Origin of the sequence: Polaribacter gangjinensis, from assembly GCF_038024125.1 — a bacterium.
Taxonomy (GTDB): Bacteria; Bacteroidota; Bacteroidia; order Flavobacteriales; family Flavobacteriaceae; genus Polaribacter; species Polaribacter gangjinensis.
Genome location: NZ_CP150662.1, coordinates 2,808,739 through 2,834,907 on the forward strand (window position 1 = coordinate 2,808,739; position 26,169 = coordinate 2,834,907).

Genomic DNA, 26,169 nt, shown 5'->3' on the forward strand with positions numbered 1-26,169 from the left:
GTTAATTAAATTGTTGAAAACAAAAAACAATCCTCCAAATCATAAGAGTTAGTTATAGTATTTTTATTGATATTATTCAATTCTATTAGCTATGTCTCTATTGAAATTTGAATCTATGCTGAAAACCAACAGCGTTTACTTTTTTGATTTGGTTGAATTTGAAGAAATTATCGTACATTATTTAGATGCTGGTAAACATTCTTTGGCTAAAAAAGCAGTAAAATTAGGTTTGGAACAACATCCGCAATCTGTAGATTTAAAATTGCTGCAAGTTGAGTTGTATGTATTTGAAGATGAGTTAGATAAAGCTACATTATTATTGAATAAAATTGAAAAAATTGACCCCCATAATGAGGAAGTTTTTATTCAAAAAGCAGCAATTTTATCAAAAAGAGGCAATCACGAAGACGCCATTCAAAATTTAGAAAAAGCATTGGTTTATACAGATGATAATTTAGATGTTTGGTCGCTTTTAGGAATGGAATATTTGTATTTAGAAGATTATTCAAATGCTCGATCATACTTTGAAAAGTGTTTGAATGAAGATGAAGAAGATTATTCTGCATTGTACAACATTATTTACTGTTATGATATGTGCAATGAAAGTGAATTGGCAATTCCTTTTTTGAATGATTATATCAACAAAAATCCCTATTGCGAAGTTGCTTGGCATCAATTAGGAAGGCAATATTTTATGTTGGATATGTTTCAAGAAGCATTAACAGCTTTTGATTATGCCATTTTAATTGACGAATCTTTTATTGGTGGATACTTAGAAAAAGCAAAAACCTTAGAAGAATTAAAGCAATACAAAGAAGCTATTGATCATTATTTAGTAACTTTAGATTTAGATGATCCTACTGCTTTTGCCTTGGTTCGAATTGGAGAATGTTATGAAAAATTGCATAAATATGATGCTGCAATTTCGTATTACAAAAAGGCGGTTCAAGAAGATCCTTTATTGGATAAAGCTTGGATTTTGATTACAAACCTTTATTTTATTCAAGAAAACTATCAAAAAGCGGCTTATTACATTGCAAAAGCATTGAAAATTGACGAAGATAATCCAATGTATTGGAGAAAATATGCTGAAATTAATTTGAAATTAAATTTGTTTGAAGAGGTCGTAGTTGGTTATGAAAATTGCTTAGTTTTGAATGATGATGACTTGACAGTTTACATATCTTTGACTGATGTTTTAGTGTTTTTAGGTGATTTTAATGAAGCGCTTTCAATTCTTTTTAAAGCACAGAAAATATACAAGAATTTTGCTGAAATCGAATATAGATTGGCTGGAGTTTTCTTTATTTTGAGCAAAGAAAAATTTGCAAAAAAACATTTAATTGATGCTTTGAAAATTGATTTTGAATATCATTCTGTATTGAACGAATTGTTTCCAACACTTGTTGAAAATCTTAAAATTCAGAAATTAATTGCCGACTTTAAAAAGGCTACAGAATAATTTTTAATTAGTTTTTGGGATACCAATCTAACTGAACAACTTTGATAGCGTTGTTTTTTTCGGTTACAATTTGTTTGAACTTTTCAACATCACTCAAACCACCTGTTCCTCTGTAATGATATGGATACACTTCTTTTGGTTTAAATTCCAACACTGCATTTGCTGCATTTTCTACAGTCATTGTATAAGGTAAATTCATGCAAACAAAAGCTTTGTCTATGTTTTTTAAATTTCTCATTTCTGGAATATCTTCAGTATCACCCGAAAAATAAATTCGTTCTTTATTGATTGTCAACACATAACCATTTCCTCTGCCTTTTGTATGAAATTTTAACGCTTCTTCTCGTAAATTATACATCGGAATTGCTTCTACAGAAAAGTTTTTAAACGATTTTTGTTCATCATTATTAATTACAATAATCTCTTTTGCTTTGCTATTTTGAAATTTATCAGCAACCGCTTTTGGAGCAATAATGGTTGTTGATGACAAATCTAATTCGTTCAATGTTTTTGTGTCAAAATGATCTCCATGAATATCTGTAATTAAAACATAGGTTGGTTTTTCAAATTCTGAAAATGCGCTTGCACCTCCAGTTGGATCTAAGTAAATACGTTCATTATCAAATGAGATTACTGCAGTAGCATGCGAAATTGGAGTAATTTTTACTTCATCTTTTTTTGATTCATTTTTAAAATTGAAAAATGAAACTGTCAACATCAAAAGAAATAATTTAATTTTCATCGTATTTGAATTTATTTTTTCAAAGGTACTAAGATTCTATAAAGCCTATTGTTAACTTTTCTTTAAAATCAACTATATTCGTAGCCAAAAAAATTAAACATGAGCAGAACAGTTAAAGAGTATATAGTAATTGGATTGAAAGGAATTGCAATGGGAGCAGCAGATGTTGTTCCAGGAGTTTCTGGAGGTACAATTGCTTTTATATCAGGAATTTATGAAGAGTTGTTGGGGTCTATAAGTAGTGTAAATTTTAGTTTGTTAAAAACCTTACAAAAGCAAGGTTTTAAAGCTGCTTGGAAACAGCTAAATGGAAACTTTTTAGTGGCACTTTTATCAGGAATTTTTATCAGTATTGTTTCTTTGTCAAAAATAATCAAATGGTTACTAGAAAATGAGCCTATTTTGTTGTGGTCTTTTTTCTTTGGATTAGTCTTAGCTAGTATATTTTACATTGGAAAACAAATTGAGAATTGGAATATAAAAATCGGACTTTTAGGAGTGATTGGAGTTGTTTTTGGATATGTTATTACCATTTTACCCGCCACAAATGCGTCAGATATTAGTTACGGATTTTTAATTTTTTCTGGCGCAATTGCTTCTTGTGCAATGATTTTACCAGGAATATCTGGTTCCTATATTTTATTGTTAATTGGTATTTATCCAGTGGTGATGACTGCAATTTCCGAAAGAAATTTCACAATTTTATCTGCCATCGCAATTGGTGTAGTTTTGGGGTTGTTGCTATTCTCAAAATTGCTAAAATGGTTATTTGCTCATTACAAGCAAGAAATGTTGGTAGTTTTAACAGGAATCATGTTGGGCTCTCTAAATAAAGTTTGGCCTTGGAAAAAAACAGTTTCTACCTATATAGATAGTCATAATCAAGTAAAACCATTACTAGAACAAAGTATTTCTCCCTTTTCATTTGAAGGTGATGCGCATTTAATTTGGGCGATAATTATGTCGATTTCAGGCTTTGTTCTTATTTTATGTATGGAAAAATTAGCTTCAAACAAAAACTAGTGCAAATAAAAAAATCTTTATTACATAAACTTGGGCTTTTTTTAAAAGGTTTGGCAATGGGTGCTGCAAATAAAGTTCCTGGAGTTTCAGGTGGTGCAGTTTCTTATGTATTAGGATTTTATGAAGAATTGATTTATTCCTTTAAAAAAATAAATATCAAAGCATTTAAGCTTCTCATTGACGGACGCTTTAAAAGCTTTTATGTTTACACAAATGCTCAGTTTTTATTGCTAATCATGTCTGGAAGTATGTTTAGCTATTTCAGTGTTTCACTGGTGTTAGATTACTTTTTAGAACATTATGAATTGTATGTTTGGAGTTGGTTTTTTGGAATGATTTTAGGTTCTATTTATTACATCAATAAAGATTTTGGAAAATGGACAAAAACCAATTTAACTTTTTTATTAATCGGAACAATTATTGGTTTGGCAATCAGTTTTTTAACACCTGCAAAAGAAAATGACAATCTTTGGTTTGTGTTTTTATGCGGTATTATTGGAGTTTCTGGAATGACACTTCCGGGTCTTTCAGGTTCTTTTATTTTGATACTTTTAGGCAATTATGTATTGCTTTTGGTAGATTCTGTAAATGTTTTATTAGAAGTAATTTTAAGCGCATTATCTGGAAATTTTGAAATTTTTTCGGATGCTTCAAAAATGCGGTATATCAAAATAATTAGTGTTTTTACTGCAGGATCAGCCTTTGGATTGATTTCCATTTCTCATGTCTTAGGCTATGTTTTAAAACATTACAATAAAATTGTAAATGCCTTGATTTTGGGTTTCATAACAGGTTCTTTAGGCATTGTTTGGCCTTGGAAAAAAACTGTTTATTTGGCTGAAAATGGCACTTTTTTGTTAGATCAAAAAGGTAATAAAATCATAGAGAATTACGAACGGTATCTTCCTGAAATTGTAAGTTATGAAACTCTTTTTGCAGTGCTTTGTATTTTATTTGGTTTAGGATTAATTTTAGCAATCGATTATTATGACAGAAAACGAAAAAAATAACATTTTTGGATTGCTTGGAAAAAATATATCCTACTCATTTTCAAGAGGTTATTTTACCGAAAAGTTTCAAAAATTACAATTAAAAAATCATTCCTATTTTAATTTTGATATTGCATCTTGCAATGATTTTCCTTCAATAATTGCCTCAGAAAATGATTTAAAAGGACTCAATGTTACCATTCCTTATAAACAAGAAATCATTCCTTTTTTAGATGAGTTGGATGAAACTGCCAAACAAATAGGAGCAGTTAATACTATTAAAATTTCTAAAAATAAGTCGTTAAAAGGTTATAATTCAGATGTAGTTGGTTTTGAAAAATCTATCAAACCATTACTTAAAACTCATCATCAAAAAGCTTTGATTTTAGGAACTGGTGGTGCATCAAAAGCAGTGGCTTTTGTACTTCAAAAAAGCAATATTTCGTTTCAATTTGTATCAAGAAATCCTAATGGAAATCATGAAATTTCATACGAAAATCTTACTCAAGAAATCATTCAAAGTCATACAATTATAGTGAATTGTTCTCCACTTGGAACTTCACCCAATATTGATAAATTTCCTGATATTCCCTATCAATTTTTAAATAAAAATCATTTATTATACGATTTGATATACAATCCTGCAGAAACTATCTTTTTATCAAAAGGGAAAAGACAAGGAGCTACAATTAAAAATGGTTTAGAAATGTTGCAATTGCAAGCAGAAGAATCGTGGAGAATTTGGAATGATTTATAAATCATTAATATTACTTATAGAGAAATCTTGTAAAGTATGTAAGTTGTCCTTATTTTTGTTGACAATATGATTATAGTATCGTATTAAGACCATTAAACATCGTAGATATGTTAGAAAACAATAAGGATAATTCCCGTAAAATTGAAGATGAATTGAATGAAGTTGACTCTTCATCATCTGAAAATCAATTGATTAATGAAAAAGTAGAGGAGACTTCAGATAATCATTCAACAACTGAAGATGAAGATCATGACAATGAAAATGAGCAAGTTTTAGAAGATTTTTCTGAACTTTCAATAGAAGAGTTGGTTGTTTCTTTAAAAAAATTGATTGATAATAATCCAATTCAACAAATTAAATCATCTGTTGATCAAATTAAAAATGCTTTTAATGAAAAGTTCGGTGATTTATTAGCTGAAAAAAAACAAGCATTTTTAGAAGAAGGTGGAGAATCTATAGATTTTCAGTTTACACATCCTTCAAAATCTGAATTTAATAAGCTTTTATCTGACTACAGAGTTAAAAGAGAAGCGCATTATGCAAGCATTGAAAAGAAATTAAATGAAAATTTAGAGAAGCGTCTTGAAGTTATAGAAGAGTTAAAAACCTTAATTGATGAAGCTGAGGTTTCAACTATGTATAAAAATTTTAAGGCAATTCAAGAAAAGTGGAATTCAATTGGTGGTGTTCCAAAATCGACATACAATGACACTTGGAAAACCTATCAGCATCATGTAGAGCGTTTTTATGATTTATTACATTTGAGTAACGATTTTAGAGACTTAGATTTTAAGCATAATTTAGATGAAAAGATTAAAATTATTGAAAAAGCTGAAGCGTTAGCTAACGAAAAAGATATCAATTTTGCAGCAAAACAATTGCAAGAATTGCATAAAATTTGGAAAGAAGATATTGGTCCTGTTGCAAGAGATGTAAGAGAAGAGGTTTGGCAAAAATTTAGTGATGCTACTAAAAAAATTCACGATAAAAGACACGAGTATTTTAAAGAAATTCAATCTAAATATGATGAGATGATTGACCAAAAAATGCTTGTAATCGCAGAAATCAATGCGTTGGATATTTCTAAAAATACTACTCACAATGACTGGCAAAAAAGTATTGATGAGCTAGAAGCTTTGCGCAAAAAATATTTTGATATTGGCAAACTTCCTTATGCCAAAAGTGATGAAGTTTGGCAAAAATTTAAAAAAGCCACTAAAAAATTCAATGCTGCGAAAAATAAATTTTACAAAGAAGAAAAGTCAGAACAGCTAGAAAATTTGCAGAAAAAAATGGCTTTGATTGAAATGGCTGAATCACTAAAAGATAGTGAAGATTGGGAAATGGCAACCAATGCAATGAAAAAAATTCAGTCAGATTGGAAAAAAATTGGTCACGTTCCTCGTAAATTTTCTGATGACATTTGGAAACGATTCAAAGCAGCTTGCAACTATTATTTCAATAGATTTCATCAACAAAAAAATGCGGTAAGTAAAGATCAACAAGTAATTGTTGATAAAAAAATGGAATTTTTAGAATCTCTGAAAACTAAGGAAAAATTCAAAAAAGAAGAGGTTTTCGAAGCAATGAACGAATGGCAAGATTTAGGAAGATTGCCCAAGAATTCTCGTCATTTAGACAGTAAATTCAACAAATTAATTGATGCAACTTTAGACAATCTTTCTTTGGATAAAAATGAAGTTGGTTTCTTAAAGTTTAAAAATTTAGTAGATTCTTATTTTGAAAATAACGATTATAAAAAATTGGATGGAGAACAACTATTTGTTAGAAAAAAGATTGATGAAATTGTCAGAGAAATTCAACAATTAGAAAATAATTTAAGTTTTTTCTCTATTTCCAATAAAAACAATCCTTTAGTTTTAAATGTTAAAAAACAAGTGAATGAGTTCAAAGATGAATTAACTCTTTGGAAAGAAAAACTTGAATATATTAAGAAATTAGATTACTAAAAACATAAAAAAAACTCGAAGTTAATTTCTTCGAGTTTTTTATTGAATATAAGTTTTGGTTTACGCCATTATTTTGTCAATCTTTTCTTTTTCTTCAGCAGCTAAAGCAGGATCAACTAAAATTCTTCCACTATGTTCATCAATTGTGATTTTTTTTCTGTTAGCAATATCTAACTGAACTTGAGGTGGAATAGTGAAATAAGATCCACCAGAAGCACCGCGTTCTAAAGCAACAACAGCCAACCCATTTTTCACTTTACTGCGAATTCTTTTATAAGCTGTTAAAAGGTGTTCGTCAATTACTTTCGAAAATTCTTCAGATTTTTCTAATAATAATTTTTCGTCTTTCTCTGTTTCTTTTAAAATAGCATCTAATTCTGCTTTTTTGTGCGCTAAATGAGATTCTTGTTTTGCTAATTTTTCTTTGGTGTTATTAATGATTTCGTTTTTTTGAGCAATTTTTGCTTTGAACTCATTAATTCTTTTTTCAGCCAACTCAGTTTCTAAAGCTTGGTATTCGATTTCTTTGGATAAAGAATCAAATTCCCTGTTGTTTCTAACTTTTTTTTGTTGCTCCTCGTATTTTTTTGTCAACGATTTTGCTTCATCAATAACCAATTTTTTATTGTTGATGTCGGTTTCTAAATTCGCAATTTCTTGCTCCATATTAGAAATTCTTGTTTTTAAACCAGCAACTTCATTTTCTAAATCTTCCACTTCTAAAGGCAATTCACCTCTTACGCTTCTAATTTCATCAATTCTTGAGTCAATAAGTTGCAAGTCATACAACGCTCTTAATTTTTCTTCAACCGAAACTTCTTTCATGTTTATAGGTAATATATTGGATTTGTTCTTTTTTCTGATAAAATGATTGCAAAATTAGTAATTTTTTTCGTAAGAAAGTCAACAATCAAGTTTTTTGTAAACTGCTCACTTTCATAATGTCCAATATCAGCCAATAAGATGCTATTTTCGGCTTTAAAAAAGTCATGATATTTAAAATCAGCACTTATAAAAACGTCAGCACCAGCTTTTTTTGCAGCTTCAATGGCAAAACTTCCTGATCCACCTAAAACAGCTACTTTTTTAATTTGTTTGTTACGTAATGCGGAATGTTTTATACAATCTGTTTTCATTGTTTGTTTTAGAAACTCCAAAAATTCTTGTTCATTTTGTGATGAAGGTAATTCACCAATCATTCCCATTCCAACATTCTGATAGCTATTTTCAACAGAAATAATCTCATAAGCTATTTCTTCATACGGATGATTTTCTCTCAAAGCAGTCATTATTTGAACTTGATTTTTCAATTCGAAAATGACAGAAATCTGAATTTCTTTTTCGGTTTGTAAAACGCCTTTTTCTCCTAAAGTTGGATTCGAATTTTCATTACCACGAAATGTTCCTTCGCCAGAAACAGAAAATGAACACGCATCATAATTGCCAATATTACCAGCTCCAGCTAAAAAAAGTGCATTTCGAACTTCATCTGCATTTTTTATTGGAACATAGGTTGTAAGCCTTTTTAAAATATTCTTTTTTGGAATTAAAATTTGAGTATTTTTTAGTCCCAAAATGGCAGATATTTTCGCAGAAACTCCCTCAAAACTGTTATCCAAAGCTGAATGAATTGCATAAATGGCAATTTTATTTTCGATTGCTTTGATGACAACCCGTTCTACATAATTTGAGCCATTTAATTTTTTTAAACCACTAAAAATTATGGGGTGAAAACTAATAATGAGGTTGCAATTTTTTTCAATAGCTTCATCTATTGTAACTTCAAGCGTATCAAGAGTCACTAAAACCCCTGTAACTTCTGTATCATTTTTTCCTACTAGTAATCCAACATTATCAAAATCTTCGGCATATTGTAAAGGAGCAATTTCTTCTAAAATGGATGTTATTTCTTTTACTTTCATTATTTTCAATAAAAATCAAAGTTACTATTTTCTGTTTATCAATCCACAAAAATGCGTTATTTTCGTATTCATGAAATCGCTTTTACAAAGATTTTTGAAACAAATACCAAAGATGAATTTGCGATTGCATATGTGACCGCTAAAAATTAAGTTTTACACATATGAAATTACTACGATTTTTATTATTTCCATTTGCCATCATTTATGATTTGGTGACCACATTTCGTAATTTTTTGTTTGACACCAACATTTTTAAACAAAATTCATTCACAATTCCTGTGATTGTTGTTGGAAATCTTTCAGTTGGCGGAACAGGAAAAACTCCTCAAATCGAATATCTTATCCGTCTGCTAAAAAATAAGTTTCAAATTGCAGTTTTAAGCAGAGGGTATAAGCGAAAAACAAAAGGATTTTTGAAAGTTTCAAATTCACATTCAGCCACTGAAGTTGGAGATGAACCTTTGCAATTTACTAAAAAATTTCCAGATATTTTTGTTGCAGTTGATGAACAAAGGGTTTCAGGAATACAAAAAATATTAGCGCAATCTAATGCAGATATTGTGCTATTAGATGATGCATTTCAGCACAGAAAAGTAAAAGGAAGTCTGAATATTTTACTAACAAAATTTGATGACTTGTTTGTTGATGATTTTTTAATTCCGACTGGAAATTTAAGAGAAAGTAGAAGGGGAGCTCAAAGAGCAAATGCGATTATTATCACCAAATGTCCAGAGAATTTAAGCGTTGAGCAACAAAATGTCATTAAAAATAAATTGAAAAAATATCAGAAACCAATCTTTTTTACTACCATTTCATATGCGAAAACACTAAAAGGTTTTACTGAAATTTTGTTAGCAGATTTATCAAATTTTGAAGTTTTATTAGTAACAGGAATTGCGAATCCAAGTTCATTAATTCGATTTTTAAAAGATAGAAAAATTAATTTTCAGCATTTAAATTTTCCAGACCATCATCATTTTTCAACTAAAGATATTGAACTTATTAAATCAAAATTTGAGGACTTAAAAGGATTGAATAAGATTATTCTAACTACTGAAAAAGACTTTGTTCGTTTAAATAATGATTTAAAAAATCTCAATTATTTAGAGATTGAAACCACTTTTTTAGGAAATCAACAAAGGGTTTTTGATAATTTATTGATCAATCATATCAATCAATATTCTGAGAACAATTAAATTTAAATTTCATTTGAATCAACTCTTTTTATTGGTATTATTTTTGATACTTTTGAAGTAAATATTTTTGAAATGAAAAATAGTCTTTTCTCCATTTTGTTCATAGTTGTTTTTTCAAAAAGTTTTCTTGCTCAAGATACTATTAAGCGTCATTTAAATTGGGTAGCTTCTTATGATATGGCTTTACAAATTTCAAAGAAAGAAAAAAAGCCAATTTTAATTTATTTTAAAGGATCAGATTGGTGCGAACCATGTAAAGTTTTAGATGCAGAATTGTTTGCTTCTCAACGTTTTAAAGAATTGTCAGAAAAAAGTTTAGTGCTTTTAGAAGTTGATATTCCAAGAAAAATGGATTTGCTCTCTGTTGATAAAATTAGCGATAATTATTACTTGAAAAGTAGGTTTAAAGTCAAATCTTTTCCAACGATTTTAATAGTTGATCATAAAGGAAATGTCTTGGCAGAAAAAAAAGGATACATTTTAACAGAGTATTATTTTCCTTTTCTTGAAGAGGAGATTAAAAATTATAAGTCATAAAAAAAAGAGGCGATTGCCTCTTTTTTATGCTTGAATCAAAATTAATTCTGATTTACTACTCTAAAAGTTGTTCTTCTATTTACAGCATGTTCAGCTTCTGTACAAACCACATTATCAGAACATTTATTCAATAATTTAGATTCTCCAAAACCTTTTGCAAATAATTGACTAGAATTAATACCTTTAGAAATTAAGTAATCTAGCACCGCTTTTGCTCTTCTATCAGATAAATCTTGATTTTCCTTTTTAGTACCTCTCATATCCGTATGAGATTCAATGAAAACTGCTACACCTGTTTTTAAGATTGGTAATAATCTTGCATCGATGATTGTTTTTGCACCTTCATTCAACTCAGCACTAGAAAAATCCCAATTGATTGGTAATGGAGTGTTGTCAATTAATTCGCAATCTACAGGTTTCCAAGTTGTTAATCCGCCTTTTTTAACCAAAATTTGTTTGCTTACAGATTGATAAATTGCAGGTACAGTAACTTCTTCAGTTCTTGCATCTCTTACTAAAACAGTTTTAGTAATTGTTAAATATTCAGGAGCAGTTTGAACAGTTGTAGTTGTTGGTTTTTGAACCATTACTTTTCTCTTGTATGTTTTTCTCACTCCTGGAATAGGAACTTTTACGATACTTGCATCACTTACTAATTTTTCAACTGGCATGGTTTTAAATTCAGCAGGAACTGGTTTGTAACACCAATATCTACAGTCATCAGGATTATCTGATTCACAATCAGGTAATTTTTCGCTCATTTGCCAAGTTGCAGTAGCTCCTCTCACTTCAACAGTTTCAAAGCCTTGGTTAAAAACAGCGTTTTTAACTTCAATTTTAGTACCATCTTCTTTTTCAAAATAGGTAACCTCTTGAGTTCCCCAAACAGCAGGAACAACTATGATTTCTTCACCAGCTTCTTTTATTAAAACTTGTTCAGTAATTGTTTTATATTCTGCAGGATAGGTGATTATTTTTTTATACTCGGGTGAAACTGGTACTTGAACTGATTCAGTTTTCCAAATATCAGGGGTTTTACATCTTACATAGCATTTTCCTGGCTCTGGATTTTCAGGTAAATCTTGACCAAAAGCAACTGCTCCCAAACATAAAAAAACAGTTGTAAAAAGTATTTTTTTCATATTACTTAAATCGTTAAAATGTACATTTATTTTGAGATAAATATAGGGTCAAATGTACTAAAAACATTTATAAAACTGAATGAAATTCTGTAAATTATAGGGTTTCGTAAAATAAACTTTTGATGATTCCATCAGAAAGTCCAATTTTAGGAACGTAAATTTTTGTAGCTCCACTCCACTTCATTGCAGAGAGATAAATTTTGGTAGCAGGAATAATTACGTCAGCTCTATCAGGATTCAAACTAAGTTCAGAAATTCTGTCTTGATAAGACATTTGTTTTAAAAACTGGTATTGCGCATTTAAATAAACAAATGAAATGGGTTTACCTTCCATTCTCCCTGACATTTTAAAGAGTTTATTGATGTTTCCACCAGAACCAATAAGTGAAATCCGTTTTAAATCTTTGGTGTTCTTTTTAATCCAGCGTTCAACATTTTCAAAGATTTCTTTGTTTTCGGCTTTTGAATTGTTCAATAACCTTACAGTTCCCATGTTGAATGATTTCGAAGTAACCATTTTTCCTTCAGAAAAAACAGTGAATTCTGTACTACCACCACCAACATCAACATATAAATAAGAGTTTGTGCCTTTGATCAATTCTTTTAAATCGGTTGAAGCTATGATTGCAGCTTCTTCTTTACCACCAATAATTGAAATTTTTACGCCTGTTTTTTCAAATATTTTTTTGATGACTTCTTCGCCATTAAAAGCCTCTCTCATGGCCGATGTTGCACAGGCTTTAAAACGTTCTACTTTATGAACTTTCATCAATAATTTAAATGCTTCCATAGCATCAATCATTCGTGAAACATTTTCTTCACTGATGATACCGCTTACAAAAGCATCTGCTCCTAATCGAATTGGAACCCGAATCAAAGCTGATTTTTTAAATTGAGTTTCTTTGCCTTCTTGAACAATAACGTTGGATACCAAAAGCCTAATGGCATTTGATCCAATATCTATTGCTCCGTATTTTTTTATTTCTATCAACGCTTATCTATGGTTTTTCGGAAATTCAGTCATGATTGTTTTACCTTTTTTAACATCTTTCCAATGTTTATCTTGGAATTGGATTCCAATTACTCCACAAGTTGGAACATGCGCAATAGGAATATCCCCAAATTTATTTACAAAAGTATTGATTCCATGATCGTGACTAAAAATAATTGCAGAGCTATATCCATCATCCAAAGCTTTCACGGTTTTTACCAGATAACCATCGCTAAAACTATATAACTGGCGGCTTTTTACCAATCCAGATATTGGATATTGGAAATTTTCACAGAAAATTAGTGCCGTATGCAGTGCTCTATTTGCGCTACTTGAAATGAATATTCCAGGTCTTTCAATTTCTCCAGCTAAAAATTTCGACATTAAATAAGCGTCTTTGATTCCACTTTTTTTCAAAGGACGGTCAATATCATCAATACCTTTATAGTCCCAAGAAGATTTTGCGTGTCTAACAATAAATAAAGTTTTCATTAAAGTTTGATTGTTGATGCTGTAAATATAAAATTTATGGTGCTAATCTTTCAATTTTCCAAGAAAAATCTTCTAATAATGTGTATCTTATTCTATCATGCATTCTGTTAGGTCTTCCTTGCCAAAATTCTATTGAAATTGGTTTGATTAAAAATCCTCCCCAATGTTGAGGTCTTGGAATTTCGGAATTTCCGAATTTTTTTTCAAAAGTAGTTAAACTTTCGTCCAATTCTTTTCTAGATGACACTACAGAACTTTGGTTTGATGCCCACGCTCCTAATTTACTTCCATCTGGTCTTGAATCAAAATAACCATCTGATAAGTTTTCGGCCAATTTTTCTGCATTTCCTTTGATGATAATTTGTTGTTCTAAAGCTGGCCAGAAAAATGATAAGCAAACATTGCTGTTATTTAGTATCGCTTTTCCTTTTTCTGAATTATAATTTGTGTAGAAAATAAAACCCTCCCAAGTGTATTTTTTGAGTAAAACAACCCTACTTTTCGGAAATCCATCAGCGCCAATTGTGGCAATAGTCATGGCATTTGTTTCTTCAACAGTATCAGAATTATCAGCATTGATGAACCAAGTTTGGAATAATTCCATTGGATTTTCTGGACAATTTTCTTCTAGAAGTTCCAGTTTTTCGTATGATTTTCTATAATTACTTAAGTCTTTTGACATTCCTTTTGATTAAAATGTAAAAATAAACACGTTTTTAGGAATAGTAATTGTTTTTTAATAAAAAAATCAAAAAAAAAGACTGCCCAATTTGGGCAGTCTTTTTTTGTTTTAAAATTAAGATTAATTATCTAAAAATAATTTTGGTAGTACCATACGTAGCTTCACTACTAGACACTTTAAGTAAATAAATACCTGCTTTTACATTAAAGTTGAATTCCAATTCATTTTTACCAATAGTTAAATCGGTAGTTGATTTGTGAATTGTTTTTCCAGTAACATCCGTCAAAGTAATGGTAGCATTGGTATCCGTTTTACTGAATAACATAAGGTTTACATTCCCTTTTGATGGATTTGGATACGCCATCAATTCGTTTTCAAAAACCTCTTGTTTTTCAACAGTGATACCATCAGAGCCAGCCATTTTCACAAATTTCACATTCGAAATTGTCAAATCCAAATCTTTGGTTTGAGCTTCTACAGGCAAGAATGTGAAGGTTAATGTTGTTAAATCATCAGCCACAATCTTATCTTGAGTACCAGTTGATGTGTAAATATCAAAAGGCACATAATACGTTTGCTCTTCTTTTGATAAATCAACCATCACTCTGTATTGCTGTTTCCAATCTTCGATAGAAGCTTTGATCAAACCTAATTCAATCAAACCACTACCTTTAGCAGTAAATGCTAAGTATTTGTATTGAGTATAATCATCAGATAATGTTCCAGGCAATAAAGATTTGTAGATGGTTAAGTAATCGTAATCACTAGTCGCTTTGATTTCCACATTTCTGTTGATTGCTAATTCATCTTCGTTGTAAATTCTGTCAAAATTATTGGTGATTTGATGACGCTCAATTTTGGTGTATTTTGAATCGAAATCCAATCCCCAGTTACCATCAGCATGATAGAAGGCATCTTCAATTTGACCATTTACTTTGATCAAACCATCATATTCATAAGCATCTTTGATGTCAATCAACACAGTTTGTTCAGCTTTAGCATTGATAGGATTGTAACGTTGTTTTACGTTTCCAGCAGTTTCAGAATATTTTTCTTCCATTTCAATTTCACCACCAATTGTACCTTTGTCACTTTTCAATTTTAATACTAAATGATTGGCCACTCTCGATACTTTTGCAGCATAGGTTCTAGGCATTCTGTGTTTTTCGTTTTGAGTCACAGGAATGAATGATTGTAAGTTTGCTAAAATATCTTTCACTAATTTTTGAGTATCCTCAGGATTTGTAGCCCACACTTGGAAGTTGTACATGTCATTAAACTTAGTGTAATGATTCACATACCAATTTGTTTGAATGCTGTAATTGTCATCATTGTTGTTTTTAGCAACAGCGAAAGAAATAGCATGCTCTACAACACCACTTCGTTGTTTGATGGCTTGCATCAAGAAGTTGTACCCTTCTAATTGAACAGACTGAACTGTCAAGATTTCTGCACCACGTAATCTATCACAAGAAGCTTTGGTGTGGTTATAGACTTTATCAGAAGTTTTGATACCCAATACAACCCCTTTGGTTTTTCCATCAACAGAGAAATCCACAGAGAGTACTTCATCAGCAATAGTGTAATCTAAAATATCGGTAGGAGAGGTAACGTTTGCAATGTTTCCAGCAACTAATTGAGTTGGGAACATGTCTAACATGGTTTGACCTTTACCTTGATAAGGTTGAGCTTGTTTTAGTTTTGCTTTGTTGTAAAGATTCTCTTCAGATTTTACAAACTCAGTAGGAATGCTATTTTTCTTACGATTTACATAAATTTTAGAAATGGCATCACCTAAACTTTCAGATTCTACACCACCCGCATTACCAGTGGTAACTTCGGCAGAAGCTACAGAAACCGAAATATCAAGAGCTCTAGAACAACCATCTTTAGTTCCGAAAACAGAAACAGTGTAAGTTCCAGCAGTATCAAAAGTGAACACGGCCGGATTTTGGTTTTGCTGAACCATAGTTACACCACCATCCAAAGACCATTCAAAGCTGTCAAAATAAGCAGCATTGGTAATGGTGAATTCTCTTGTGATTGAACCATTGCCAACATCAGTAACACTTTGAGTGATAACAGGATGATTGATTGGCTGAGTAACAACAACTTGTATTGTTTGAGAACTTGAACCAAAAGTATTGGTTGCTGTAAGTTTCACATTATATGATCCGTAACCACTATAGGATTTACTTGGATTCATAAAGCTGCTTGTTGTACCATCACCAAATTCCCATAGATAAGTTATTGGATGTAAAGGTTGATTATCCAAACCAGTGTTTGAGGTATTTGAGAATACAAACTCATTTCCTTCTAAACATGATGAACTATTATCCACTGTAAATTCAGCAGTTGGAGGCGTTCCACCATTGTTTTTTGCATTTAATTGTGGAGCAAAGTTTGCACAATTTGTAACTCCAGCCTCATAAACTAACGATTTTCCAATCAATTGACCATTAATTTCAGCATTGTTTACCGTTTTTGTGATGTTTGCAAAAGGAGCTAAAACGGTTCCGAAAACAGCTTCACTACCTTCGATATTCAAATCATCTGTATTGAAAAAATTGTAAATTACATAAGGACTGTCAGCAAGAGCAATATTAGTTTGTGCCCAAACATCCCAATTAAAAGTTCCATCAGCATCAATATTGATTACTAAAATTTTATCAACATCAGGAGTTTGATTGAATATGAATGAATTTACATTATTCAAATCAATACCAGTTACATTCAAGTAGTTTAATCCGTTTTGTAAATTGATTTTTACAGTTGAAGGTAAACCAACATTTGAAATTGCTTGGTTAGCATTATCAGTTAATTGAGCAGTATTTGCAAATCCTGACATATCCAAAGAGTTCGTTTTCAATTGTTGGAAAGCACTTCCAAAATCAAATACATTTGATTCAAATACAGGATTATTATTCGCATCAACACCCAAACTAGGACTAGTACCTGTTAATTGGATGTATGTTGAATTTCCATAAGTTGCATCAGGTGTAATTTTAATTGGTGCAGGCGCATTCAATTCATCTTTATACCAAGTAAGAGATCCATTTGCATCACCAATTTTTACATATTGATTTGCACCAGCAACAGTTACTACTGCTGGAGTTGGAGTTCCATTATGAGTATAGTTTACATTTCCATTAACTAATAAACCAATATTCACACCATTTACATCAAAACAACCACAATCTTGTGCAGCAACGCTATAGTTTCCATTGATAATTAAATCACCACCCATAGCCAAGCTACCATTAGTACTTCCACCAGCAACAGTTACATTGTTTTCAATGAATACATTGAAGCAATTTGCAGGAGCAATTGGTGAATAAGGGATTCCAGATGGAATTACTGTAATATTCACAACAGCTGTATCACAAATGCTATTTGCATCACAAACAGTATATTCAAATGAATCTGGACCACTATAATTAGGATTTGGTGTATAAGTTACTACATCATCATTTGGATTATTTGGCGTATTATTTGGATCGGTAATGACAACAATTCCATTAGTAGGAGGAGTGTTTATAACAATTGTACCTATTGACGGAACATCATTATCATTTGCAATCACATTAATTACAACAGGTGTATTTTCATTTGTTGAAGCTACATCATCAACAACATCAACTGTTGGATTTACAGTTACAGTTACAGTAGCTGTAGACGTATCCCCATTAGCATCAGTGATGGTATAATCAAAAGTATCCACCCCATTAAAGTTAGCAGCAGGCGAGTATAAGATGGTATCATCTGTAGGATCATTAGGCGTTCCGTTATCATTCACAACCACAGTTCCACCATTAGCAGAAGAACCAGAAGGTATAGCAATGCTACCCACATTCGGACCATCTCCACCAAAAGAGTCATTTACTAGGACAGGAATAGAAGTATTTGCAGAATCCTCATTCACGTTTGCAGTATCATTGACAGCAGTAGGCAAGTCATTCACAGGAGCTACAGTTACAGTTACAGTAGCTGTAGACGTATCCCCATTAGCATCAGTGATGGTATAATCAAAAGTATCCACCCCATTAAAGTTAGCAGCAGGCGAGTATAAGATGGTATCATCAGTAGGATCATTAGGCGTTCCATTATCATTCACAACCACAGTTCCACCATTAGCAGAAGAACCAGAAGGTATAGCAATGCTACCCACATTCGGACCATCTCCACCAAAAGAGTCATTTACTAGGACAGGAATAGAAGTATTTGCAGAATCCTCATTCACGTTTGCAGTATCATTGACAGCAGTAGGCAAGTCATTCACAGGAGCCACAGTAACAGTTACAGTAGCTGTAGACGTATCCCCATTAGCATCAGTGATGGTATAATCAAAAGTATCCACCCCATTAAAGTTAGCAGCAGGCGAGTATAAGATGGTATCATCTGTAGGATCATTAGGCGTTCCGTTATCATTCACAACCACAGTTCCACCATTAGCAGAAGAACCAGAAGGTATAGCAATGCTACCCACATTCGGACCATCTCCACCAAAAGAGTCATTTACTAGGACAGGAATAGAAGTATTTGCAGAATCCTCATTCACGTTTGCAGTATCATTGACAGCAGTAGGCAAGTCATTCACAGGAGCCACAGTAACAGTTACAGTAGCTGTAGACGTATCCCCATTAGCATCAGTGATGGTATAATCAAAAGTATCCACCCCATTAAAGTTAGCAGCAGGCGAGTATAAGATGGTATCATCTGTAGGATCATTAGGCGTTCCGTTATCATTCACAACCACAGTTCCACCATTAGCAGAAGAACCAGAAGGTATAGCAATGCTACCCACATTCGGACCATCTCCACCAAAAGAGTCATTTACTAGGACAGGAATAGAAGTATTTGCAGAATCCTCATTCACGTTTGCAGTATCATTGACAGCAGTAGGCAAGTCATTCACAGGAGCCACAGTAACAGTTACAGTAGCTGTAGACGTATCCCCATTAGCATCAGTGATGGTATAATCAAAAGTATCCACCCCATTAAAGTTAGCAGCAGGCGAGTATAAGATGGTATCATCAGTAGGATCATTAGGCGTTCCATTATCATTCACAACCACAGTTCCACCATTAGCAGAAGAACCAGAAGGTATAGCAATGCTACCCACATTCGGACCATCTCCACCAAAAGAGTCATTTACTAGGACAGGAATAGAAGTATTTGCAGAATCCTCATTCACGTTTGCAGTATCATTGACAGCAGTAGGCAAGTCATTCACAGGAGCCACAGTAACAGTTACAGTAGCTGTAGACGTATCCCCATTAGCATCAGTGATGGTATAATCAAAAGTATCCACCCCATTAAAGTTAGCAGCAGGCGAGTATAAGATGGTATCATCTGTAGGATCATTAGGCGTTCCGTTATCATTCACAACCACAGTTCCACCATTAGCAGAAGAACCAGAAGGTATAGCAATGCTACCCACATTCGGACCATCTCCACCAAAAGAGTCATTTACTAGGACAGGAATAGAAGTATTTGCAGAATCCTCATTCACGTTTGCAGTATCATTGACAGCAGTAGGCAAGTCATTCACAGGAGCCACAGTAACAGTTACAGTAGCTGTAGACGTATCCCCATTAGCATCAGTGATGGTATAATCAAAAGTATCCACCCCATTAAAGTTAGCAGCAGGCGAGTATAAGATGGTATCATCTGTAGGATCATTAGGCGTTCCGTTATCATTCACAACCACAGTTCCACCATTAGCAGAAGAACCAGAAGGTATAGCAATGCTACCCACATTCGGACCATCTCCACCAAAAGAGTCATTTACTAGGACAGGAATAGAAGTATTTGCAGAATCCTCATTCACGTTTGCAGTATCATTGACAGCAGTAGGCAAGTCATTCACAGGAGCTACAGTTACAGTTACAGTAGCTGTAGACGTATCCCCATTAGCATCAGTGATGGTATAATCAAAAGTATCCACCCCATTAAAGTTAGCAGCAGGCGAGTATAAGATGGTATCATCAGTAGGATCATTAGGCGTTCCATTATCATTCACAACCACAGTTCCACCATTAGCAGAAGAACCAGAAGGCACAGCAATGCTACCCACATTCGGACCATCCCCACCAAAAGAATCATTCACTAGGACAGGAATAGAAGTATTTGCAGAATCCTCATTCACGTTTGCAGTATCATTGACAGCAGTAGGCAAGTCATTCACTGTTAAAGTAACTGTTCTCTCTTCAAAACATGAATTATTTGCTCCAAAAATCTGAACAGTATAGTTTCCAGCATTTGCAACCGAAACACTATTTAGATTTAATGAGTTAGATGTTGAAATTGTTGTATTTGGGGCAGAATTTTTAAGCCATTTGTATGTTAAAGAATTTGTAGAAACAATCCCTGGAGGAGTGTTATAATTTGGTGTTCCAGAGTTATAAGATGTAGTTTTTACAGCTGTTGCAGTTACAGAAAATGTGCTATTTGCACCAACATTTACTGTTTGATTTGCTGGAGGTGAAGAAATCGTAATTTGTTCAGCAGTGGTTACAGATGTATTTGTAGCTTGACCTGTAGTAGCATTAACTGCAGCAAGGGTAGGAATTCCATTTGCATTTACACCACCTGTAATTCTGTTATTTACATCTAAATTTGAAGATGAAATATTAGCACTTCCTTCGATTGCATCTGGGCAACCATCGTTATCGGAATCATTGTCAAGACTATCAATTATTCCGTCTTTGTCTGTATCAGTTGTAGCACAACTAACTCCACCAATTTGAGTAAATCTTATTGATGATCCTCTGTCATGAACAATAGAAACTTTTATTCTTTTTACAAGTTTTCCACTAAAGTCAAATAAAATTGAACCTACATTATCACTAGATTTTGAATCTCCATCAACATTTACAGGATTTATGGAATTAAAAACATTTCCGTTTTGTGAAACTTGAGAACCTTTTGTAGTGTATTGGCCTCCACCTAAATTGATGATGTTATTATTTTCATCATAAACGAGTACTGTCAGTTCTTCTTCTTCATCTAAATCTGTAAGTTTGAAATTTGCTTTTTCAATTGAATTATTAAAAGAAATATCTATAAAGCCGTAATCATCAGACCCTCCATTAAACTTAAATATTGGCCCTTGTTGATTTGATCCGCTTAGATTTTGTGTTGAAATGCTTGTTCCTCCACTTTCATTAAAATCAACAGTGTAATTTGTTCCTGAAAGAGTGGTATTGTAAGTTCCATCATCAGAATTGCTTATTGATTTTACACCAAAATTACCTAGTATATTTATGTCATAGGTTGAGTTATCGCATCCTCCACCTTCATCTGTATCTAAAATTCCATCATTATCATCATCTAAATCACAAATATCAGAAATACCATCTCCATCAGTATCTAAATTTCCAGAGGCAATAGGATCACATTCATTCACTGGAGTTACAGTAAAAGTAACATTTGCAAAACTAGGAGAACAACCAGCACCATTAGGTATGGTATATCTTATAGTTACACTTGTATTTGAGGATATGTTTGCAGGTGTATAAGTATTGCCAGAGATTGTACCACCTCCAGAAACTATAGACCAAGTTCCGCCAGCAGGAGAGCCAACCAACGTTTTGGTTTCATTTTCAGTAATATTTGTTGAGGGTGTATTGTTTTCTGCTCCTAAAACCTTGTCAGAAGGTCTTAAAAATGCATTTAATAACATTCTTAATCCATTTACTTCTGTACTGTTATAACTATAACTATGCCCTGCTAAATAATGTACATAACCTCCAACACTTGCCCCTGATGAAGCTAATTTACCAACATAGGCTTTGTAGTTACCTCCATCATCACTATCGTAAGCAACTCTTAGGCCTGGATTTGATGTAAATTTAAAAGATTCTACAGAGCCCCCTTCATCATTTAAAGCTCCATGAATTTGAATAAATGGTTCGTCAGCATTGTCATAAATAATATTGCCATCAATATCTGGTTTGCTTGAAAAAGTAGCTAAAAGTGAACCATTTGATGAGTTAGAATAGGCTTCAACACCCTCACATTGTCCTAAAAAGTTTCCTCCACTATTTAAGAATGTTTTTATATTGTTAACCAAAGTTGTATTGATGTCACTTGGTTTTGTGTGAGGTTCACTTACAAAAGTATAACATGAATTTCCATTGATATTTGAAGCATCATCTTCAACATAATGAGTTCCATAAATTAAACCAGCGTTTGCGTATATTGCTGTGTGGATATTTGCATTTCCTCCATTATCTAAAACCGCAGCTTTTGGTTTATGTGTTAATGTGTGTTTTATTTCAACTGTTTTATCTTCAGTTAATTCATATACATTTACACCATTTCCAAAATTGGTAATGATTGTCATAGCAGCAGTTTTATTGGCAGCATCAATGATTAATGGACCTGAAAGAAAATTTCTACTAGCTGAAGATAAAGCGCTTGGTGAAACACGTTTTGCATTCGCAGTAAAATCAATAGCATCTTTTGCTTTTCCTGATTTTATAGCCCATTTTAAAGGAATTCCTGCATGTAATAATCTCACAGCCAAACCATAGGCTTTTAAATTGAAAACACCACCACTTGATTGTAGTGTGTTATCCATTGGGATTACTAATGAACCAGTTGGAATCAACTCATTGACAAAAGTATCTTCGAATTTATTTTTAAGATTTTTTGATGATTTTTTCCAAAATGAATCTTGATTGAATTTTTCAATATTATCCCAATTTGATTCGTGTTTATTCCAAAAAGAAGAAGATTCTTCATAACCTAAGCTATTTTTTGTCACAAATAAGCTATTTCCTGTAATAAATTGCGAATAGGTAACAAACAAAAGGGCTATTAAGCTTTTGTGTAATTTTGATTTCATACTCATTTTTTTAAGGGTTCATTTTTTGTTCAACCTTTATAAAAGATTGTTTGATTGATTTTTACTTTTTAAATTGGGGAATTACAGGATGAAAATTTAGCACTACAAATAATGGTGCTAAATTGACAAATAACTAGTTTCTTTTTTTGAAATTTCGATTATATATTCGCAACTGAAATTTTGATAGTTTTGAACATTGAAAGTTACGTTTGATAAATTAAGTTTATCAAATTCAATATTATTAGACAATAAAGTTATATTACTGTTTGTTTCTGCATTTCTTGCAGATGCTGAAGGCATATTACCTAGACTTAGGTTTGTTGTAATTCCCAAAATCAAGATAATAAGACGTTTTGTAGGGGTAACTGTCATATTATTCTTTTTTACTAACTAATTTAACAAAATAAATTGTGAGCTAGTAAGGTTTAAAAAACCTTAAAGCGAGGGAATCACAATGGTTTTTTTTGAGAAAAATATTCTCAAAAATAGAACTTTTTTTAAAGCCTTAAATATTAAGGGATTAAGAACATACAAACATACAAACAATTTTCAATATTTACATAAAAAAAGAAAAAATATTTTATCTAATGTTCTGAAATGATATATTTTATGTATAAGTTGACTAGAAAAATTATTTTTTTGATTTAATGAGATACAATCCTAGAAACGTGTAAAATCCATTTAAGATTAACAAAGCAAAACCAAAATCAAAATTCATAATTTCCAAAAAAATAGTATTTGTAAAATAAGTTAATACTGGCGAAATTAAACATATGGCAGGAACTAATTTGTCTTTTACAGCATATTTAGTGAATAAACCAAATGCATACAATCCTAATAGTGGACCATAAGTATAATTCGCAAACGTAAATATTTTAGCAATTACACTTTCATCAGCTATAAAATATTTGAATATTAAAATTGTTAAAATGAGGATAATTGAAAACAGGATATGTATTTTTTTTCGGATGTTTTCTTGTTCTGATTGATTTTTCTTTTTGTCAATTTCTAATATATCTATACTGAAAGAAGTTGTCAAGGCTGTCAATGCAGAATCTGCACTCGAATAAGCAGCAGCAATCAATCCTAAAATAAAAAAAACAGCTGTTGTAAATCCTAAAATTCCTGAGGTTGCAACCATTGGAAATAAACCGTCTTTGTGAGCATCAATGCCATTTTTTTGAGCAAAATCTGTTAATAAAATCCCTAATGCCAAAAAGAAAAAATTCACAATAACTAGTACAATCGTAAACCAAAACATATTTTTTTGAGCATCTTTCAAGTTTCTGCATGTTAGGTTTTTTTGCATCATATCTTGATCTAAACCTGTCATTACAATTGCTACAAATGCTCCTGCTAAAAACTGTTTCCAAAAGAAATTACTTGCTTTTATATCCTCAAAAAAGAAAATTTTAGCGTAGTTACTTTCTGCAACATAGCTAAAAATATTGCTGATTTCTAATTCATCTGCAATTGTATAAATACAAATTCCGACTGCAATTAACATGAATAATGTTTGCAAAGTATCTGTCCAAACTATCGTTTTAATACCTCCTTTAAAAGTATAAATCCAAATTAATAAAATGGTAATACAAACTGTTATCCAAAAAGGAACTCCCAATGCATCAAACAAAATAATTTGCAACACATTTGCGACTAAAAACAATCGAAATGAAGCGCCAATGGTCCTAGAAAGTAGGAAAAAACTTGCACCCGTTTTGTAAGAATACTCTCCAAAACGACTTTGTAAATAGGTGTAAATGGATGTTAAATTTAGTCGATAATATAAAGGTAATAACACCAATCCAATTACTGCATAACCAACAATGTATCCCAAAACCATTTGCATATAACTCATGCTTTGCGCTTCAACCCAACCTGGTACAGAAATAAAAGTGACTCCTGAAAGTGATGCTCCAATCATACCAAAGGCGACTAAATACCAAGGTGAAGCATTGTTTGCTTTGAAAAAAGTAGCATTGTTAGCAGATTTTCCTGTGAAATAGGAAATCAGAATCAATACTGAAAAATATCCGAAAATTAAAAGAATGATGTGTATTGGATTCATTGAAAATTATGAATTACGAATTGTGATACGAATATAGTTTTTAATATTTATATAGCTAAAAATCTCAATTGAAATTGTAATTTTGCACTCTATGGATTTTTCGTCAAAATTATTAGAAAATGCTGTCAATGAAATGTCGCGTTTGCCAGGAATTGGTAAGCGAACTGCATTGCGTTTGGTGCTGCATTTATTGAAACAGCCCAAAGAAAATACGGCTTATCTATCTGAAGCGTTATTGCATCTTAGAAATGATATGAAAAATTGCGAAAAATGCCATAATATTTCAGATACTGTTTTGTGTGCGATTTGCAATAATCCTAAAAGAAATTCAGAAATTATTTGTGTTGTAGAAGATATTAGAGATGTTATGGCGATTGAAAGCACGTCACAATTCAATGGATTGTATCACGTTTTAGGAGGTAAAATTTCACCTATTGAAGGAATTGGACCTCAAAATTTAAAAATTGATTCTTTGATAAAAAAAGTTGCAAATGAAGAAGTGAAAGAATTGATTTTTGCACTAAGTTCAACTATGGAAGGTGATACTACCAATTTTTACATCTTCAAACAAATAGAAAAATTCAATATCAAAATTTCTACGATTGCAAGAGGAATTTCTGTTGGTGATGAATTGGAATATGCTGATGAAATTACTTTAGGAAGAAGTATTGTACATAGAATTCCTTTTGAGCAAAGTATTAGAGGATAGTTTTAAGTGTTGAATGTTAAGTTTTTAGTTTTGGATATTCACTAAAAACTCAAAATTAATAACTGAAAACTATTTTTCTTTTTCCCACGAATTTTTTTCTCGAATTCTTTTATATAATTTGATGTTAAGCATCAAAACAATTCCAAAAACGAAGATTCCTGCAACTCCCCAAATCCAATTGATAGCGCTTTTTAAGGTCACTAAAAAAACAACTGCAAAAAGAATTATGGTAGCAACTTCATTCCAAATTCGGAGTTTGAAAGCGGAATATTTAATAATATCTTTTTGCAATTGACTGTATATTTTTTGACAAGAATAATGATACAAATACAAGGCAAAAACAAAAGATAGTTTTACCAACATCCAAGGTTCTGAAAGGTAATATGGATTTTGAAATAACATCCAAAAAGCAAAAATACTCGCTAAAATAGCAGAAGGCCAAGTGATTATGTACCACAATCTTTTACTCATCAATTTGTATTGATTTTGTAAAATATATTTAGCAGGTTCTGTTTTGTCCTCAGCTTCTACTTGATAAATAAACAAGCGAACAATATAAAATAAACCTGCAAACCAAGTGATTACAAAAATTACGTGAAGTGCTTTTATGTATAAAAAATCCATTTTGTAAAATTA

19 protein-coding genes are annotated in these 26,169 nt (G+C 31.8%); 8 read left to right on the plus strand and 11 right to left on the minus strand.

The annotated features are described in order from the left end of the window. Positions 1-91 precede the first annotated feature (91 nt). On the plus strand, positions 92-1,462 hold the full coding sequence (locus WHA43_RS12355; protein ID WP_105045037.1) for a tetratricopeptide repeat protein: 1,371 nt from the start codon (positions 92-94) through the stop codon (positions 1,460-1,462). A 7-nt stretch (positions 1,463-1,469) separates the two neighbouring features. On the opposite strand, the gene WHA43_RS12360 is transcribed toward WHA43_RS12355, so the two are convergent. After that, complete coding sequence (locus WHA43_RS12360) at positions 1,470-2,204, minus strand: MBL fold metallo-hydrolase (RefSeq protein WP_105045038.1); 735 nt, start codon at positions 2,202-2,204, stop codon at positions 1,470-1,472. Between the two features lie 99 nt (positions 2,205-2,303). Between WHA43_RS12360 and WHA43_RS12365 the strand changes: the two genes are divergently transcribed. From WHA43_RS12365 to WHA43_RS12380, 4 genes are all read left to right on the plus strand, one after another. Beyond that, positions 2,304-3,227: a DUF368 domain-containing protein gene (locus WHA43_RS12365; RefSeq protein WP_105045039.1), complete on the plus strand. Its 924-nt coding sequence runs from the start codon at positions 2,304-2,306 to the stop codon at positions 3,225-3,227. After that, on the plus strand, positions 3,227-4,237 hold the full coding sequence (locus WHA43_RS12370) for a DUF368 domain-containing protein (protein WP_211290283.1): 1,011 nt from the start codon (positions 3,227-3,229) through the stop codon (positions 4,235-4,237). Before WHA43_RS12365 ends, WHA43_RS12370 begins: the two co-directional genes overlap by 1 nt. Beyond that, the gene (locus WHA43_RS12375) at positions 4,215-4,973 is read left to right on the plus strand and encodes a shikimate dehydrogenase family protein (protein WP_105045041.1); all 759 of its coding nucleotides are present in this window, start codon (positions 4,215-4,217) and stop codon (positions 4,971-4,973) included. The genes WHA43_RS12370 and WHA43_RS12375 overlap by 23 nt, the downstream gene beginning before the upstream one ends. 107 nt (positions 4,974-5,080) lie before the next feature. Beyond that, complete coding sequence (locus WHA43_RS12380; RefSeq protein WP_105045042.1) at positions 5,081-6,943, plus strand: DUF349 domain-containing protein; 1,863 nt, start codon at positions 5,081-5,083, stop codon at positions 6,941-6,943. A gap of 60 nt (positions 6,944-7,003) precedes the next feature. On the opposite strand, the gene WHA43_RS12385 is transcribed toward WHA43_RS12380, so the two are convergent. Both WHA43_RS12385 and WHA43_RS12390 read right to left on the minus strand, forming a co-directional pair. Continuing rightward, the gene (locus WHA43_RS12385) at positions 7,004-7,768 is read right to left on the minus strand and encodes a zinc ribbon domain-containing protein (protein ID WP_105045043.1); all 765 of its coding nucleotides are present in this window, start codon (positions 7,766-7,768) and stop codon (positions 7,004-7,006) included. Positions 7,769-7,770: 2 nt separating this feature from the next. Continuing rightward, entirely contained in the window at positions 7,771-8,865 is a 1,095-nt protein-coding gene (locus WHA43_RS12390) for a Nif3-like dinuclear metal center hexameric protein (protein ID WP_105045044.1), read from the minus strand. A gap of 161 nt (positions 8,866-9,026) precedes the next feature. Between WHA43_RS12390 and lpxK the strand changes: the two genes are divergently transcribed. Continuing rightward, on the plus strand, positions 9,027-10,061 hold the full coding sequence (lpxK, locus tag WHA43_RS12395; protein ID WP_105045045.1) for a tetraacyldisaccharide 4'-kinase: 1,035 nt from the start codon (positions 9,027-9,029) through the stop codon (positions 10,059-10,061). A 72-nt stretch (positions 10,062-10,133) separates the two neighbouring features. Next, the gene (locus WHA43_RS12400) at positions 10,134-10,598 is read left to right on the plus strand and encodes a thioredoxin family protein (RefSeq protein WP_105045046.1); all 465 of its coding nucleotides are present in this window, start codon (positions 10,134-10,136) and stop codon (positions 10,596-10,598) included. A 41-nt stretch (positions 10,599-10,639) separates the two neighbouring features. On the opposite strand, the gene WHA43_RS12405 is transcribed toward WHA43_RS12400, so the two are convergent. The 7 genes from WHA43_RS12405 to WHA43_RS12435 form a co-directional block, all read right to left on the minus strand. After that, positions 10,640-11,740: an OmpA family protein gene (locus tag WHA43_RS12405; protein WP_105045047.1), complete on the minus strand. Its 1,101-nt coding sequence runs from the start codon at positions 11,738-11,740 to the stop codon at positions 10,640-10,642. Between the two features lie 94 nt (positions 11,741-11,834). Continuing rightward, the gene (locus WHA43_RS12410) at positions 11,835-12,731 is read right to left on the minus strand and encodes a Ppx/GppA phosphatase family protein (protein WP_105045048.1); all 897 of its coding nucleotides are present in this window, start codon (positions 12,729-12,731) and stop codon (positions 11,835-11,837) included. A gap of 3 nt (positions 12,732-12,734) precedes the next feature. Further along, positions 12,735-13,223, minus strand: coding sequence for a SixA phosphatase family protein (locus WHA43_RS12415; protein ID WP_105045049.1), 489 nt, complete (start codon positions 13,221-13,223; stop codon positions 12,735-12,737). A 34-nt stretch (positions 13,224-13,257) separates the two neighbouring features. Next, entirely contained in the window at positions 13,258-13,905 is a 648-nt protein-coding gene (gene pdxH, locus WHA43_RS12420) for a pyridoxamine 5'-phosphate oxidase (RefSeq protein ID WP_105045050.1), read from the minus strand. A gap of 124 nt (positions 13,906-14,029) precedes the next feature. After that, on the minus strand, positions 14,030-22,756 hold the full coding sequence (locus WHA43_RS12425; RefSeq protein ID WP_340828325.1) for an Ig-like domain-containing protein: 8,727 nt from the start codon (positions 22,754-22,756) through the stop codon (positions 14,030-14,032). Positions 22,757-22,873: 117 nt separating this feature from the next. Next, on the minus strand, positions 22,874-23,128 hold the full coding sequence (locus WHA43_RS12430; RefSeq protein WP_105045051.1) for a hypothetical protein: 255 nt from the start codon (positions 23,126-23,128) through the stop codon (positions 22,874-22,876). 259 nt (positions 23,129-23,387) lie between these two features. Beyond that, positions 23,388-24,824, minus strand: a complete 1,437-nt coding sequence (locus tag WHA43_RS12435) for a sodium:solute symporter (RefSeq protein ID WP_105045052.1) — start codon at positions 24,822-24,824, stop codon at positions 23,388-23,390. Between the two features lie 91 nt (positions 24,825-24,915). Here WHA43_RS12435 and recR point away from each other — a divergent pair, with 91 nt between their 5' ends. After that, positions 24,916-25,533, plus strand: coding sequence for a recombination mediator RecR (gene recR / locus WHA43_RS12440; RefSeq protein ID WP_105045053.1), 618 nt, complete (start codon positions 24,916-24,918; stop codon positions 25,531-25,533). Positions 25,534-25,602: 69 nt separating this feature from the next. Here the strand turns inward: recR and WHA43_RS12445 are convergent, their stop codons facing one another. After that, positions 25,603-26,157, minus strand: coding sequence for a CopD family protein (locus WHA43_RS12445; RefSeq protein WP_105045054.1), 555 nt, complete (start codon positions 26,155-26,157; stop codon positions 25,603-25,605). Positions 26,158-26,169 lie beyond the last annotated feature (12 nt).